The following is a 14662-nucleotide window of genomic DNA, read 5'->3' on the forward strand; positions in this document are numbered from 1 at the left end:
CATGAGCACAGACACGGGGGACACGGGGGGCGGGACGGGGCTCGAGGCCGCCGTCGACCACGGGCTCGACGACGACGTCGTGCCTCGTGGTCTCGAGCAGGTGCGCGCGCGCAGCGCCGAGCTCTTCACACTGATGCGCGACGACGAGGCGAGCAGCGCCGAGCGGGCGACGGCACGCGACGACCTGGTGCACCTGCACCTCTCGCTGGTCGAGCACTGCGCGCGCCGGTTCCGCAACCGCGGCGAGCCGTTCGAGGACCTCGTGCAGGTCGGCACGATCGGCCTGATCAAGGCGGTCGACCGCTTCGAGACCGACCGCGGGGTCGAGTTCTCCACCTACGCCACCCCGACGGTGATCGGCGAGATCAAGCGCCACTTCCGCGACAAGGGCTGGGCGATCCGGGTGCCGCGCCGGCTGCAGGAGCTGCGGATGCAGATCGGCGGGGCGACCGGTGAGCTGACCCAGAGGCTGGGCCGCTCCCCCACGCCGCGCGAGCTCGCCGAGGTCATCGGGTGCACGGTCGAGGAGATCATGGAGGGCATCGAGTCGTCCCACGCCTACGCCACGCTCTCGCTCGACGCCTCCGACGACAACGACGAGGGCCCGCCCGCGATGCTCGCCTCGCTGGGGGTCGAGGACGCCAACATCGAGCACGTCGAGATCCGCGAGTCGATCAAGCCGCTGCTCGAGGGCCTCGGTGAGCGGGAGAAGCGGATCCTGCTGCTGCGCTTCTTCAAGAACATGACCCAGTCGCAGATCGCCGAGGAGATCGGCGTCTCCCAGATGCACGTCTCCCGGCTGCTGACCCGCACCCTCGCCCAGCTGCGCACCTCCCTCGAGGCCGACTAGCAACCGCCCGGCCGGGCGCCGCACCCACCCCCGGCGCGGAGCCGGAGCGGCGGAGCCGACAATTGGCCCGCCCACCGCCCAGCCCGAGAGCGACCCGTCCGTGCCCGCCACCTCCCAGCCCACCGCGCTCGGTACGTCCTCCTCCCCCGCAGCCTCCCCCGCGGCCTCCCCCGCAGCCTCCCCCGCGGCCTCCCCCGCAGCCTCCCCCGCGGCCTCCCCCGCGGCCTCTGGCTCCGGGCGGCGCTGGCAGCCGGCGACCCACCGCCAGGGCGCACCCGTCCTGACCGGCCGCGACCGCCTGATCGCCTCGCGCTTCTCCTACGGGCTCACCCCCGAGCTCGCGCGCCAGGTGCGGCGCGCGGGGGGCGGGCGCGCCTGGTTCCGCGAGCAGCTGCGGCCCGGGCGGATCGCCGACCCCGCCGTGGCCCGGATGGCGGGCTGGTGGCCGAGCCTGTCGCTCGACCCCGTGACGATGACCCGGCGCTCCAACGACGGCACGGAGCACACGGGCGTGGTGATGAACCACTACCAGCGCGAGCTGCTGTGCCGCCGCATCGTCACCCGCCGCCAGGTGCTCGAGGTGCTCACCGAGTTCTGGGAGGGCCACTTCCACGTGCCCGTGACCGGCGACGGCGTCTTCGGGTTCCGTCGCGACTACGGGGAGACCATCCGCGCGCACGCCCTCGGCCGCTTCGCCGACCTGCTGCACGCCACCACCACCCACCCCGCGATGGGGATGTTCCTCGACAACGCCGAGTCCACGCGCCTCGCGCCCAACGAGAACCTGGGCCGTGAGCTCCTCGAGATCCACACGGTGGGGCGTGGCGCGTACGACGAGGACGACGTCAAGGACTCCGCCCGCATCCTCACCGGGTGGCGGGTCGTCTCCTGGACCACCTGGGCCACTGACTACCGGGCCGCCGACCACTGGACCGGCCGGGTCAGCGTGATGGGCTTCCACGACGCCAACGCCGACCCCGACGGGCGCGCGCTGACGCGCCGCTACACCGACTACCTCGCCTCCCACCCCGCGACGGTGGAGCGGATCTGTCGCAAGCTGGCCACGAAGTTCGTCGCCGACTCCCCGCCGGCGTCCCTGGTGCGGTCCATGGTCCGCGCCTGGCACCGCACCGACGGCAGCATCGCCCAGGTGCTGACCACGATGGTCGACTCCCGCGAGTTCACCCGGGCCAGCCGGCCCAAGGTGCGCACTCCCGGCGAGGACGTCGTGGCGACCTACCGGGCGCTCGGGGCCGTGCCGCGCCGCCCGACCCGGGAGAGCGACGCCGCCCAGGAGGTCGTGTGGCAGTGCTACCACCTCGGCGACGGTCCCCACGCGTGGCCGCGCCCCGACGGCCCGCCGGTCACCAACGACGCCTGGTCCACCCCCAACCGGGTGCTGGCGTCCTTCCACGTGCACTACCGGATGGCCGGCGGCTGGTGGCCGGCGACCGGGACCGGGCTGCGGCCACCGCGCGCGTGGCTGCCCGCCGAGCGGCTCACGATGGCCGAGCTGGTCGACCACCTGTGCCGCACGATGCTCGGCAGGCCGTCGTCTCCCCGCCTGCTCGAGACCGCCTGCCGGGCCGTCGACATAGCCCCCGGCGCCCGGATCACCCGCCGTCACCGGGTCGTGCGCACGCACATGCCGGTCCTGCTCACCGCCCTGCTGGACACCCCCGACCACCTGACCCGCTGAGGACACGCGTTGCCGACCCCCTCCCGACCTCCCTGCAACGACCCGGCGTGCGCCGAGATGGCGGCGACCGCGGTGTCGCGGCGCTCCGTGATGACCGCGGCCGTCGCCGGTGGGGCGCTGGCGGCCGTCTTCGGCGACACCCACGTACGCGCCCACGTCGCCTCGCCGACCGCTGCGCTCGCCGGGGCGCCCGCGACGGCGGCCACCGCTGCAGCGGCCCCCGCGCTGGTGGTGCTGTCGCTGCGCGGCGGCGCTGACGGTCTCAGCCTGGTGGTCCCGCACGGTGACCCGGTCTACCGCCAGGCCCGCCCGCGCCTCGCCGTCCCCGCCGAGCGGCTGCTCGTCGCCGACTCGATGTTCGGCCTGCACCCCGCGCTGGGCCCGCTCGCCGACTGGTGGCGCAGCGGCCGGCTGGCCGCGGTGCACGCCGCCGGCCTGCCCGCTCGCAACCGCTCGCACTTCGCCGCGATGGAGGAGGTCGAGGACGCCGACCCGACCTCGTCGCTGCGGGTGGGCTGGCTCAACCGGCTGATGGGCCTGGACGCCGTCACCTCGCCGCTGCAGGCCATCCACATGGGCGGCCCGGTGCCGCCCTCGTCCCTGGCCGGCCCCGAGCAGTCCTTCGCCGTCCCCGACCCGGGAGCGGTGCGGCTCGCCGCGGACGGCGTGGTGAACCGCCGGGCACGACGCCGGTCGCTGCAGGTGGCCTGGGGCGGCGGCGGACCGCGTCCGCTGTCCGCCGCCGTGCGGGCCGCACCCCGGCTGGTCGACTCGTTCGCGCCGGCGGCCGCGGCCGGCCCGCGCGCCGAGTTCCCCACGACGTTCCTCGGCGACGCCCTGTCGTTCGCCTCGCGCACGCTGCGCTCGGGGGTGGGCGCCCAGGTCGTGACCGTCGACCACGGGGGCTGGGACATGCACGCCGACCTCGGCACGGTCGAGTCCGGAGGCATGCGCACGCTCGCCACCGAGCTCGGCGAGGCGCTCGCCGCCCTTCTCACCGACCTCGGCCCCGACCTCGAGCGGACCACGGTGGTCGTGCTGAGCGAGTTCGGCCGCCGGACCGAGGAGAACAGCAGCCTCGGCCTCGACCACGGCTACGGCAACGCGATGCTGCTGGCCGGCGCGGGCGTCGTCGGCGGGCAGGTGCACGGGCGGTGGCCAGGGCTCACCCTCGGCGCCGACGCGGACCTTCTGGTCACGACCGACTACCGCAGCGTCCTGGCCGAGGTCGTGCGCACCCGGTTCGGGGTCGCCACCGACACGGTGTTCCCGGGCTTCTCCCCCACCCCGGTCGGCGTGATGCGCGGCTGAGTGCCGCTAGTCGTCGAGGCGGTCGTTCTCCTCGAGCACCTTCGTCGTCGCGGGGTGGAGCAGGCCGCCGATGACCAGCAGCGCGGCGAGCGCGAGCCCTCCCGGCAGCACGACCGACCAGACGTCGCGGAGGTTCCAGGCCATGCCCAGCTGGATCAGCTGCGCCATCACGACCGGTCCGCGGGCCGACCGACGGACGTTGCGCAGCGCCCACGCGCACCAGGCGAGTGCGGCCGCGCCGGCCACGAAGAACGCCGCGGTGGTGATGCCCATGGCGAGCCGGACGGCGCGCAGGTGGAACAGCTCGACGACGCCGAGGCTGAGGAGCAGGAGGGCCTCGAGCCCCACGAGCGCCGCCGCGAGCAGCAGCGGGGGCGGGGCTTCGAGGGCGCGACGAGCGGGACCAGGCGGGGGCGTAACGGGCACCGGACAACAGTAGTTGTGACGGACGCGACCAGCGGTGGGGGTTGTGTGAACGTTCAAAGGTTGGGAGTCTGGACGTTGCGCACATCGGCGCCCGGGCCAGCTGAACGTCCGTAAACAGCAACCGACGTGATGTGAAAGAGGGAATCCCCCACCCATGGATTGGCGCAGCCGCTCAGCATGCCTCGACGAGGACCCCGAGCTGTTCTTCCCCATCGGCAACACCGGTCCTGCGATCCTCCAGATCGAGGAGGCCAAGCAGGTGTGCCGTCGATGTGAGGTACGCGAGCAGTGTCTCGCGTGGGCCCTCGAGGCCGGACAGGACCACGGAGTGTGGGGTGGCCTCAGCGAGGACGAGCGCCGCGCACTCAAGCGGCGCAACGCCAGGGCCCGCATCCGCACCGCCTGACCACGCCTCAGTCGACCGGCAGGTCCGCCTGCACCCGCGCGCCCCGGCTCCCGGGGCCGATCTCGAGCACGCCGCCGAGCTCGGACTCCACGAGCGTGCGCACGATCGACAGCCCCAGCTGGGTGGACGCGTCGGGGTCGAAGTCGTCGGGCAGCCCCCGGCCGTCGTCCTCGACCACCACGTGCAGCCGGCCGGTGATGCGGCGCGCGGTGACCACCACGCGCCCCGCCTGATCGAGCGTCTCCGGGTCCTGGCCCGCGTAGCCGTGCTCGACGGCGTTCTGCAGCAGCTCGGTGAGCACCATCGCGAGCGGCGTGGCCGCCTCCGACGGCAGCTTGCCGAAGGAGCCCTCGCGCACCACGCGCACCGGCACCTCCACCCCGCTGACGTCGACGACCATCGAGCCGAGCCGGTCGGCGATCTCGTCGAAGTCGACGGTCTCCTCCACGGCGTGGCTCAGCGTCTCGTGCACGATGGCGATGGAGCCCACCCGGCGCACCGCCTCCTCCAGCGCCGCCTTGGCGTCGTCGGCGCGGGTGCGGCGGGCCTGGAGGCGCAGCAGCGCCGCGACGGTCTGCAGGTTGTTCTTCACCCGGTGGTGGATCTCGCGGATGGTGACGTCCTTGGTGACCAGCTCGCGGTCGCGGCGACGCAGCTCGCTGACGTCGCGCACCAGCAGGAGGGCGGCACTGCGCTCGCCGTCCGGGCTCAGCGGGATGCTGCGCACGATGAGGGTGACCTCGTCGGTGCCGACCTCGGTGGCCCGGCCGTCCCGGCCGCCCAGCACCGCGCTGAGCGTCTCCTCGTCGGGCCGCTTGCGCGCCGGCACCAGCTCGCGGGTCAGGTCGGTGAGGACGAGCCCGGCGAGGTCGCCCTGCAGGCCGAGGCGGCGGTAGGCCGAGAGCCCGTTGGGGCTGGCGTAGACGACGCGACCCGCCTGGTCGAGCCTGACGAAGCCGTCGCCCACCCGCGGTGAGTCGGCGTGGTCGCTGCGCTGGCCGCTCAGCGGGAAGCGGCCTGCGGCGATCATCTGGGTGAGGTCGGACGCGGTCTGGAGATAGCTGAGCTCGAGCCGGCTGGGGGTGCGGACGCCGATGAGGTTGGTGTTGCGCGCGATGGTGGCGATCACCCGTCCCGCGCGGCGCACCGGGATGACCTCCACCCGCACCGGCACGTCGTCGCGCCACTCCGGGTCGCCCTCGCGCACGACCCGACCGGTGTCGAAGGCCTCGTCGAGCATCCGCCGCCGGCCGATGGGGACGAAGGTGCCCAGCACGTCGTCCACGAGGGCGGTCGGTCCGGTCGTCGGGCGCATCTGACCGCCCGCCCAGTAGCCCTTCGCCTCCCGGTCCGGCAGCCACAGCACGAGGTCGGCGAAGGACAGGTCGGCCAGGATCTGCCAGTCGGCCATGAGCAGCTGGAGCCAGGCGATGTCGTCCTCGACGAGGTCGGTGTGGGCTCGCACGAGCTCGTGGAGGGAGGGCACCCGCCCAGACTAGGGCGGTGCGGGAGGCGACTGGCAGGATGGCCCCCATGTCGCTCGGGTACTGGAACCAGGTGCAGGCCGCCGGGTTCGAGGTGCCCTCGGACCGTCCGCTCGACGACCTCACGGCCGAGCTGACCACCATGCTCGGCTCCACCCGCGCCGACGTCCGCGACGGCACCGCCTACCCCGCCCTGGCGACCTGGATCGACAACGGCGTCTACGACGACCTGCTGGCCGGGCTCGGCGACGGCATGGTCGCGGGGCTCGCGGTCGGGCTGGGCGAGTCCGGCACCGACACCGTCTTCCGCCGCAGCTTCAGCGCGCTCATCGTGGCCGAGTGCCTCGAGCGCGACACCGCGCACCGCCTGGTGCCCGCCGCCAAGATCCTCGACTGGGGCGACCGGATCGCGGTGTGGTTCCTCGCCGAGCGCGACACCCGGGGCTTCGTGCCGGGCAAGGGCTGGGCCCACGCGGTGGCCCACGGCGCCGACGCGATCGCCGCCCTCGGCGAGTCACCCCACCTCGGCGGGCCCGAGCACGAGGTGCTGCTCGACGTCCTCGCCGAGCGCGTGCTGCGGCAGCCGGCGGACGAGCCGCTGGCGTCCGGCGAGCTCGACCGGATGGCCCACGCGGCGATGCGCGTCCTGCGCCGCAACACGCTCGGCACCGACGAGCTCGAGCCGTGGGTGCACCGCATCGCCGCCGCGGGCAACCCGTTCGGCAAGGGCGGTGACACCGACCCGTTCCTCCCCGCGGCGATGCCCCAGGCGTTCCTGCGCGCCCTGTTCGTCCACCTCTCCCTGTCGCCCGACCCGCCCGAGGTACGTCCCGACCTGCTCCTCACCGTGATCGAGGCGCTGCGCCTGACCAACGTGCACTACCTGCAGGCGCGCACCCACTAGCCTGCTCGCATGACCGAGATCACCGGCCACAGCGGCGAGCTCGCCGTCCATGTCGCCCGCGCCCACGGCGTCGAGACGATGTTCACCCTCTCCGGCGCCCACGTGTTCCCGATGTACGACGGCGTGGTGCGGATCAACAAGGACGGCCAGGACCCGCCGATGCGCCTGCTCGACGTGCGCCACGAGCAGACCGCGGCGTTCGCCGCCGAGGCCACCGGCAAGCTCACCCGCGTGCCGGGCCTGGCCGTCCTCACCGCCGGCCCCGGCGTCACCAACGGCATCAGCGCGATCGCGCAGGCCCAGTTCGCCGGATCGCCGATGGTCGTGGTCGGCGGTCGCGCCCCGCAGAACCGCTGGGGCACCGGCTCGCTCCAAGAGCTCGACCAGCCGCCGATCATCGAGCCCGTCGCGAAGGCGGCCACGACGCTGATGACGGCCGGCGAGGTGGCGGCCGGCATCGACGAGGCCTTCACGCTCGCGCGCTCCAGCCACCGCGGTCCCGTCTTCGTCGACGTCCCGATGGACGAGTTCTTCAGCTCCGCCTCCGGCACCATCGGCTCGGGTGAGGGCACCCGCATCGAGCCCGACGGCGACGCGATCGACACCGTCGCGCGCCTGCTCGCCGGCGCCGAGCGGCCCGTGCTGGTGCTCGGCACCGACGTGTGGGCCGACCACGCCGAGGCGGCCGCACTCCGCTTCGTCGACGACCTCGGCATCCCCACGCTGACCAACGGCATGGGGCGCGGGCTGATCCCCGGCGGGCACCGCAGCCTCGTCACCAAGGCCCGCGGCGCGGCGCTCGCCGGAGCCGACCTCGTGGTCGTGGTGGGCACGCCCCTGGACTTCCGCCTCGGCTACGGCGCCTTCGGCGGGCCCGACAAGAGCCCGACGGGCGCCTTCGCCCGGGTCGTCCACATCGCCGACTCCCCCGGCCAGGTCTCCCACCACGCCGACCTCGCGGCGTCCGTCGCGGGCGACCTCACCACGGTCCTCGACGGCCTGCAGGCCGCGATCGAGCGCGGCGACAAGCCCGACTGGCGGGCCTGGTCCGACCAGCTCGCCGACCAGGTGCGGGCCGCCGCCGAGCGCGACGCCCAGCTCCTCACTGCCGAGGCCGACCCGATCCACCCCGCGCGGATCTACGGCGAGCTCGTTCCCCGTCTGGAGGACGACTCGGTGGTCATCGGCGACGGTGGCGACTTCGTGTCGTTCGCCGGCAAGTACGTCGAGCCGAAGCGTCCCGGCGGCTGGCTCGACCCCGGCCCCTACGGCTGCCTCGGCGCCGGCCTCGGCGCGGCCATCGCGGCCCGCATCGCCCGCCCCGACGCCCAGGTGACGCTGCTGCTCGGCGACGGCGCGGCCGGCTTCTCGCTGATGGACGTCGACACCCTGGTCCGCCACGACCTGCCGGTCGTCATGGTGATGGGCAACAACTCCGCCTGGGGCCTGGAGAAGGGCCCCATGCAGATGCTCTACGGCTACGACGTGGCCGCCGACCTGGCCCAGCGCACGCCCTACGACCAGGTGGTCACCGCGCTCGGCGGTGCCGGCGAGACCGTGACCGACCCCCGGCAGATCGGGCCCGCGCTCGACCGGGCCTACGCCTCCGGCGTGCCCTACCTCGTCAACGTCATCACCGACGTCGACGCGGCCTACCCCCGCAACACCTTCGGCATCTGAGGCCGGCGACGGTGACCGGGCTGGAGCTGCGCCGGATCCGTCAACCGGAGTGGTCGGCCGCCGGCGACGTGTGCGTGGCGGCCTACGGGCCGTTCCTCGCCCGCGCCGGCGACGACTACCGCCGCCGGCTGCACGACGTGGCGACCCGCGACGCGGAGGCCGAGGTGTGGGTGGCGCTCGACGGCGAACGTGTGCTCGGCAACGTCACCTACTGCCCGCTCGGGTCGCGGTGGCGCGAGATCGCGCGCGACGACGAGGGCGAGTTCCGGATGCTCGCGGTCGACCCCGCCACGCAGGGCCGTGGGGCGGGCACCGCACTCGCCCGCCTGTGCGAGGACCGCGCCCGCGAGGACGGCGCCACCAGCATGGTGCTGTCGTCGTTGGCGGTCATGTCGGCGGCGCACCGCGTCTACGAGCGCCTGGGCTACTCCCGCGAGCCGGGCCGGGACTGGTCGCCCCGGCCGGGCGTGGACCTGCTCGCCTTCACCAAGTCGCTCTGAGCCTTCAGCAGGCGCGAGCCGTCGTCGGGTCGTCGACGTCGCCGAAGCAGGCGGTCCCCCACGGCACCGCGGCCATCTCGGTGCCGGAGACCATCTGCCACCGCCACACCTCCCACGTGCCGTCCTCGCCCTCGACGGCCGAGACCAGCGCGCCGTCGGTGGTCAGCCAGGTGCGGGTGCCGTCGGCGGTGAGCGCGATCTCCCCGGTCGGGACGAGGGCGCGCAGCCGGTCGCCGTCCTGCACGACGACCTGCACCCAGGACGGGTCCGAGGCCGAGATCACCACGAAGGAGGCGCCGTCGGGCATGACCGACGCCGGCTGCACCGTCGCGACGCGCGGATCGGCCACGTCGAGCCGGTGGCGGACAGTGCGGCCGTCCTCCCCCTCGACGACGAGCACCGGGGGGTCGCCCGCGTCGATGCGGGCGGTGAAGCGGTAGCCGATGTCGAAGCGGGCGGTCTCCCCCGGCCCGAAGGCGTCCTCCGACGCAGGGGCCAGGTCGGGCAGCGCTTCCTCCGTGTCGTCGCCGCACGGCCGACCCGGCGACGGCGGCCCGAGCCCCATCCGCAGGCACCCGGCCTCCGTCGCCCGGAGCACCCCGTCGTCGTCGAGGCCCCACCGCCACGCGTCGACCACGATGGTCTCGGGCCGCAGCAGGGTCATGCCGCCCTCGGCGTACGCGTCGACCGACCGGCTCGACCACAGCTCGCCGTCCTCGATCCAGTAGTCGTGGAGGTGGACCATCTCGTAGTGCTCGGTCGCGCTGCCCGCCACCGGGACGTTGGCGTGCACCAGCAGGTCGGGGCGGTCGGGGACCGCTTGCACCAGCAGGCCGTCCCGCAGGTCGAACACGGCCGGGGCGTGGTGACCCCCGACGGCGCTGGGGTCGAGCTCGTGCAGCAGCACGAGCTCCTGGTCGCCGTCCCCGTCCGCGTCGACGGGCTCGAGGGCAGTGGTGCCGATGGTGGAGCCGAGCTCGGCGATGCCGTACGCCTCCTGGCTGGTGCTGCTGACGATCGTCTGGATCCGGATCCGACCGTCGTAGTCCTTCGTGCGCTCGGCGAGGAACTGGACCTTCTCCTTCACCCCGTCGCCGTCCAGGTCCAGCCGGGCCGGGCTCGACAGGTCGCCGGCCTTCCAGTCGCGCCCCACGTCGGCGGGCAGCTCCACCCGTGGCGCATCGGGCTGCGGCGCCACGTCGTCGGACCGGGTGTCGCGGCCGAGGCCCTGGACGACGACGCCCAGCACGAGCAGCACCGCGGCGGCCGTGGCCAGCAGCACCCACGGCGAGCGCCAGCGCGGGCGCAGCGGCATCACCGGGGCGAGTGGCGCCAGGTCCTCGGGGCGGACCAGCTCGGCGCGAGCGGCCAGGGCGGCGCGCAGCCGGTCCTCGACGGCGGGACCGGCGCCGGGTGTGGTGCTCATCGCTGCTCCTCCCCCAGGTCGTGGGTGGACGTCATGGCCTTCTCGAGCGCGACCAGCGCACGGCTGGCGGTCGACTTCACGGTGCCCGGGCTGATGTCGAGCGTCCGGGCGATCTCGGCCTCCGACAGGTTGGACCAGTAGCGCAGCACCAGGACCTCCCGCTGCCGCGGCGCGAGCCTGTGCAGCGCGTCGATGACCTCGCGGTGCTCCTCCGCAAGCACCGCGCTGTCCTCCGGCGTGGGCGGGGAGGGATCGTGGGGTGGTGAGTACGCGCGCGCCGTACGCCGCCGGCGCAGCGCCGAGCGCGCCGTGTTGACCACCGAGACCCGCAGGTAGGCCAGCGCCTTCGACGGGTCCCTGACCGCGTCGGGGCGACGGGCGAGCGCGGCGAACGCGTCCTGCACGACGTCCTCCGCGGACGCGAGGTCGTCGACCAGCAGCACCGCGAGCCGGACCAGGCCGAGGCGGTGGGCGGCGTAGAGCTCGGTGATGTCGACGGACGGCTCCATCCCGGTCCCCACCCCTGCGGTCCTCGCGCTCATGTCTGGTAGACGTGTGTGCGCCCCTCAGGTTGCCGCACCGACCTCACGTTCCCCGGAAGGCCCGCCCATGCCCGACCTCGCGCCCGCCACGCTGACCTACGCCGTCACCGACGACGACACCGCCGCCGCGGTGGGCAGCGGGTCGCTCCCCGTCCTCGGCACCCCGCGGCTGCTCGCCTGGCTGGAGGCCGCCACCTGCGCCTGCCTCGACCCGGTGCTCGAGGAGGGGTCCACCAGCGTGGGCACCCGGGTGCAGGTGGAGCACCTGGCGGCCAGCCCCGTGGGCGCCGAGGTGGAGGTCAGCGCCTCCAGCGCCTACGAGGACGGCCGGCTGCACCGCTTCACCGTCAGCGCCCGCGACACCACGTCCGGCAAGGTGCTCGCGGCCGGCGAGATCACCCGCGTCGTGGTGGACGCCGAGCGGTTCCTCTCGCGCCTCTGACGGCTGTCGTCACGACAGCTGCGACAGTGCGGCGGCGAGGATGCGTGCTGCCTGCGGGAAGCGCTCGGGGTCCTCGGCCGAGAAGTTCAGGCGGACGAAAGGGCCCGTGGGCTCGGCGGGGAACCACTCGTCCCCGGGCGCGATGGCCAACCCGTTGACCTCGCACTCGCGCACGAGCTGACCAGGGTCGACTCCGTCGGGCAGTCGTGCCCAGAGGTTCAGGCCGCCGACGGGCACCTGCTCGACGAGCAGGTCCGGCGTCTCGGCTGCCAGGGCCGCGAGCAGCAGGTCGCGCCTACGTCGGAGGTGCTGCCGCATCGTGCGCAGGTGGCGGGGCCACGCGGGCTGCGTGACCACGTCGAGTGCTGCTGCCTGGAGGACGCCGCTGACGTACATGGTCTCCGCAGCACGGTCCGCGAGGATGCGGTCCCTGGCGGGCCCGCGCGCGATGAGGGCGGCGACACGCAGTGCCGGTGACACCGACTTGGTGAGCGAGCGAAGGTAGATGACGTGGCCGTCGTCGTCGTGGCCGACCAGCGGCTGTGCCTCGGCGTCGAGTCCGAGGTCGTGCGCCCAGTCGTCCTCGACCAGGAACGCGCCGTGCCGGCGGACGACGTCGAGCACCGCCTGTCCGGTCTCGGGGGCCCACTGCGAGCCCGTCGGGTTGGCGAAGGTCGGCTGGGCGTAGAACGCGCGGGCCCCGGTCGCGGCGAACGCTCGCTCCACCTCGCCGGGATCCGGACCGGCCGGCCCGGTCGGGACAGGCACCACCGTGACACCGCTCTGCCGCGCGGCCAGGATGGCGCCCCAGTAGGTCGGAGACTCGATGAGGAGCGGCTGGCCGGGACCGACCAGCGCGCGGAAGATCGAGCTCAGGCCGCACTGGCTCCCGGCGATGACCAGCGCATCGCGTGCCGTCGGCGGACTCACCCCCGACGAGACGCTCGCTGCCACCTGGCTGGCGAACCACGCCTGGAGCTCGGGCAGCCCGGCGGCCGGGGACCTCGTGAGGGCGGCGCCGGTCCGGGCCGCTCGCGTCAACGCCGAGCGGACCAGTCGTCCGGGGAGGAGCTCGGGAGACGGGTAGCCCGAGTGCAGAGCGATGACGTCGCCCGCGGACAGACGCTGGGTCGACGACAGTCCTGCGTGGCTCGACGGCGGTGCGCCGAGCGCCGCCGTCTGCCAGCCGTGGTCCACGGATCGCACCGGTCGCACAGCGCGTACGAACGTCCCGACCCCGGGTCGGCTCTCCACCAGGCCGCGTGCCTCCAGCTGCCGCATGGCCTTCTGGACGGTCACCGGGCTCGCCCCGAACTCACGGGTCAGCGCCCGGTTGGACGGCAGCCTGGCACCCGGCGCGGCCTCCGACACCCAGGATCGGAGCGCCGCGACGATCCGACTTGCGCTATCGTTCTCCATGAGAGCGAACAGTAGCGCTACCGCTCCGGACCCGCGTGTGTTATCCGATCGCTCCGGCCTGGCGTGGGGCTTCCTCGGGGTCCTGGCCTTCTCCTTCACGGTGCCGTTCACCCGGATCGCGGCGGACGACGGCTTCCCCGCGCTGTTCATCGGCTCCGGCCGTGCCGTCGCCGCATCGGTGCTGGCGGCGCTGGCGCTGTCGATGACACGTCAGGCGCGCCCGAGCGGGCCGCAGTGGGCGCGCCTGACGATCGTGGCCGGCGGCGTCGTCGTCGGGTTTCCCCTCCTGACCTCCTACGCGCTCACCTCCGCCCCGGCCAGCCATGGGGCGGTCGTCATCGGCCTGCTCCCGGCGGCCACCGCGGCCATGGCCGTCCTGCGCGCCAAGGAGAAGGTGTCGGCGGGGTTCTGGGCGCTCGCCGGGCTGGGCGCGCTCGTTGTCGTCACCTTCGCTGCCCTCCAGCACGGGGGGCCCGGATCGCTGCGCTGGACTGACCTGATGCTCTTCGGGGCCGTGGTCGCCGCCGCGGTCGGCTACGCCGAGGGCGGTCTGCTCGCACGGGAGCTGGGAGCGTGGCAGACCGTGTCCTGGGCCCTGGTCCTGTCCGCGCCCCTGATGCTCGGGCTCACCTGCATCTCGATGGCCCAGGAGGTGCCGACCGGCACCGGCGGGCAGTGGCTGGCCTTCGGCTACCTGAGCGTGGTCTCGATGTACCTCGGGTTCTTCGCCTGGTACCGGGGACTCGGCATCGGTCCCATGGCACAGGTCAGCCAGGTCCAGCTCGTCCAGCCGGTCCTGAGCATCGTGTGGTCCGCGCTCGTCCTCCGTGAGCGCCTCGGGTGGGCGACCGTCGTCGGCGGCGGCGTCGTCGTCCTCTGCGCGTGGCTGGCCGTACGCGCCCGGTTGAACCGCGACCCCCTCGTCCGGTGACTGCCTGACCGGAGACCGGACGCCGCGGCGCAGGGCATCGTCAGAGCTCGCGGACCACCCGGGCCGGGGAGCCGACCGCGAGCACGCCGGCGGGCAGGTCGCGGGTCACGACCGACCCGGCCCCGACAACCGTGTCGGGCCCGATCGTCACGCCCGGGCACACGATCACGCCGCCACCGAGCCAGACGTTGTCGCCGATCGTGATGGGCTCCGCGGCCTCCCACTTGTCGCGCCGCGGTCCGGGCTCGAGCGGATGGGTGGCGGTGAGCAACTGGACGTTGGGACCGATCTGCACGTCGTCGCCGATCGTGATCGTCGCGACGTCGAGGAGGACCACGCCCCAGTTGACGAAGGTCCGCGCGCCGATCGTCGTCTGGTAACCGAAGTCGCACTGCAGGGGCGGGCGCAGCTGGCTCTCCGCGCCGAAGCCCGCGAACAGCTCCTCGAGCAGCTCGCGACGCCCCACCGTGTCGTTCGGGCTCAACGTGTTGATCCGGTGGGCCAGCAGCTGGGCGCGCCGGGACTCCTCGGCCAGGACGGGGTCGTCGGCGATGTAGGGCTCGCCCGCGAGCATCCGATCGCGCATCGTCTTCTCGGTCATCCGGCCACCGTACAAGTCGCCCGGCCCCGCGCCCGGACATG

General features: G+C 74.0%; 15 protein-coding genes. 9 read left to right on the forward strand and 6 right to left on the reverse strand.

Features of this window, described 5'->3' with window-relative positions; translation table 11 throughout:
- The first annotated feature begins 1 nt into the window (after position 1).
- From AC4H2S_RS16810 to AC4H2S_RS16820, 3 genes are all read left to right on the forward strand, one after another.
- Entirely contained in the window at positions 2–850 is an 849-nt protein-coding gene (locus AC4H2S_RS16810; protein ID WP_491498124.1) for an RNA polymerase sigma factor SigF, read from the forward strand.
- A gap of 100 nt (positions 851–950) precedes the next feature.
- On the forward strand, positions 951–2549 hold the full coding sequence (locus AC4H2S_RS16815; RefSeq protein WP_491498125.1) for a DUF1800 domain-containing protein: 1599 nt from the start codon (positions 951–953) through the stop codon (positions 2547–2549).
- Positions 2550–2558: 9 nt separating this feature from the next.
- Positions 2559–3860 carry a DUF1501 domain-containing protein gene (locus tag AC4H2S_RS16820; RefSeq protein WP_491498126.1) on the forward strand — a complete coding sequence of 434 codons (1302 nt, stop codon included), beginning with the start codon at positions 2559–2561 and terminating at the stop codon, positions 3858–3860.
- Between the two features lie 6 nt (positions 3861–3866).
- On the opposite strand, the gene AC4H2S_RS16825 is transcribed toward AC4H2S_RS16820, so the two are convergent.
- The gene (locus AC4H2S_RS16825) at positions 3867–4286 is read right to left on the reverse strand and encodes a hypothetical protein (protein ID WP_491498127.1); all 420 of its coding nucleotides are present in this window, start codon (positions 4284–4286) and stop codon (positions 3867–3869) included.
- Positions 4287–4440: 154 nt separating this feature from the next.
- Here AC4H2S_RS16825 and AC4H2S_RS16830 point away from each other — a divergent pair, with 154 nt between their 5' ends.
- Positions 4441–4692 (forward strand): WhiB family transcriptional regulator, encoded by a 252-nt coding sequence (locus AC4H2S_RS16830; protein ID WP_056601527.1) that lies wholly within the window; start codon positions 4441–4443, stop codon positions 4690–4692.
- Positions 4693–4699: 7 nt separating this feature from the next.
- Here the strand turns inward: AC4H2S_RS16830 and AC4H2S_RS16835 are convergent, their stop codons facing one another.
- The gene (locus AC4H2S_RS16835; protein ID WP_491498128.1) at positions 4700–6178 is read right to left on the reverse strand and encodes a sensor histidine kinase; all 1479 of its coding nucleotides are present in this window, start codon (positions 6176–6178) and stop codon (positions 4700–4702) included.
- Positions 6179–6225: 47 nt separating this feature from the next.
- On the opposite strand from AC4H2S_RS16835, the gene AC4H2S_RS16840 reads away from it, so the two are divergent.
- The 3 genes from AC4H2S_RS16840 to AC4H2S_RS16850 are packed head-to-tail and all read left to right on the forward strand — an operon-like array spanning position 6226 to position 9260.
- Positions 6226–7080, forward strand: coding sequence for a DUF2785 domain-containing protein (locus AC4H2S_RS16840; protein WP_491498129.1), 855 nt, complete (start codon positions 6226–6228; stop codon positions 7078–7080).
- Between the two features lie 9 nt (positions 7081–7089).
- A complete protein-coding gene (locus AC4H2S_RS16845) occupies positions 7090–8760 on the forward strand; it encodes an acetolactate synthase (RefSeq protein WP_491498130.1) in 1671 nt (556 codons plus the stop codon).
- 11 nt (positions 8761–8771) lie between these two features.
- The gene (locus AC4H2S_RS16850; protein WP_491498131.1) at positions 8772–9260 is read left to right on the forward strand and encodes a GNAT family N-acetyltransferase; all 489 of its coding nucleotides are present in this window, start codon (positions 8772–8774) and stop codon (positions 9258–9260) included.
- Positions 9261–9264: 4 nt separating this feature from the next.
- On the opposite strand, the gene AC4H2S_RS16855 is transcribed toward AC4H2S_RS16850, so the two are convergent.
- Positions 9265–10686 carry a hypothetical protein gene (locus AC4H2S_RS16855; RefSeq protein WP_491498132.1) on the reverse strand — a complete coding sequence of 474 codons (1422 nt, stop codon included), beginning with the start codon at positions 10684–10686 and terminating at the stop codon, positions 9265–9267.
- Positions 10683–11195 carry a SigE family RNA polymerase sigma factor gene (locus AC4H2S_RS16860; RefSeq protein ID WP_491498133.1) on the reverse strand — a complete coding sequence of 171 codons (513 nt, stop codon included), beginning with the start codon at positions 11193–11195 and terminating at the stop codon, positions 10683–10685. Before AC4H2S_RS16860 ends, AC4H2S_RS16855 begins: the two co-directional genes overlap by 4 nt.
- A 100-nt stretch (positions 11196–11295) precedes the next feature.
- On the opposite strand from AC4H2S_RS16860, the gene AC4H2S_RS16865 reads away from it, so the two are divergent.
- Positions 11296–11670 (forward strand): thioesterase family protein, encoded by a 375-nt coding sequence (locus tag AC4H2S_RS16865; RefSeq protein ID WP_491498134.1) that lies wholly within the window; start codon positions 11296–11298, stop codon positions 11668–11670.
- Between the two features lie 9 nt (positions 11671–11679).
- On the opposite strand, the gene AC4H2S_RS16870 is transcribed toward AC4H2S_RS16865, so the two are convergent.
- Positions 11680–13089 carry an aminotransferase-like domain-containing protein gene (locus AC4H2S_RS16870; protein ID WP_491498135.1) on the reverse strand — a complete coding sequence of 470 codons (1410 nt, stop codon included), beginning with the start codon at positions 13087–13089 and terminating at the stop codon, positions 11680–11682.
- 37 nt (positions 13090–13126) lie between these two features.
- Between AC4H2S_RS16870 and AC4H2S_RS16875 the strand changes: the two genes are divergently transcribed.
- The gene (locus tag AC4H2S_RS16875) at positions 13127–14020 is read left to right on the forward strand and encodes a DMT family transporter (RefSeq protein ID WP_491498136.1); all 894 of its coding nucleotides are present in this window, start codon (positions 13127–13129) and stop codon (positions 14018–14020) included.
- A gap of 40 nt (positions 14021–14060) precedes the next feature.
- Here AC4H2S_RS16875 and AC4H2S_RS16880 read toward each other — a convergent pair whose 3' ends face one another.
- Positions 14061–14621, reverse strand: coding sequence for a sugar O-acetyltransferase (locus AC4H2S_RS16880; RefSeq protein ID WP_491498137.1), 561 nt, complete (start codon positions 14619–14621; stop codon positions 14061–14063).
- Positions 14622–14662 lie beyond the last annotated feature (41 nt).

It is taken from the genome of Nocardioides sp. Z13_37, assembly GCF_058355585.1.

Bases quoted from the DNA above. Each gene is read 5' to 3' on its own strand.
- AC4H2S_RS16810 (WP_491498124.1), top strand. From the start codon at position 2: ATGAGCACAGACACGGGGGACACGGGGGGCGGGACGGGGCTCGAGGCC.
- AC4H2S_RS16830 (WP_056601527.1), top strand. From the start codon at position 4,441: ATGGATTGGCGCAGCCGCTCAGCATGCCTCGACGAGGACCCCGAGCTG.
- AC4H2S_RS16840 (WP_491498129.1), top strand. From the start codon at position 6,226: ATGTCGCTCGGGTACTGGAACCAGGTGCAGGCCGCCGGGTTCGAGGTG.
- AC4H2S_RS16845 (WP_491498130.1), top strand. From the start codon at position 7,090: ATGACCGAGATCACCGGCCACAGCGGCGAGCTCGCCGTCCATGTCGCC.
- AC4H2S_RS16855 (WP_491498132.1), bottom strand. From the start codon at position 10,686: ATGAGCACCACACCCGGCGCCGGTCCCGCCGTCGAGGACCGGCTGCGC.
- AC4H2S_RS16860 (WP_491498133.1), bottom strand. From the start codon at position 11,195: ATGGAGCCGTCCGTCGACATCACCGAGCTCTACGCCGCCCACCGCCTC.
- AC4H2S_RS16865 (WP_491498134.1), top strand. From the start codon at position 11,296: ATGCCCGACCTCGCGCCCGCCACGCTGACCTACGCCGTCACCGACGAC.
- AC4H2S_RS16870 (WP_491498135.1), bottom strand. From the start codon at position 13,089: ATGGAGAACGATAGCGCAAGTCGGATCGTCGCGGCGCTCCGATCCTGG.
- AC4H2S_RS16880 (WP_491498137.1), bottom strand. From the start codon at position 14,621: ATGACCGAGAAGACGATGCGCGATCGGATGCTCGCGGGCGAGCCCTAC.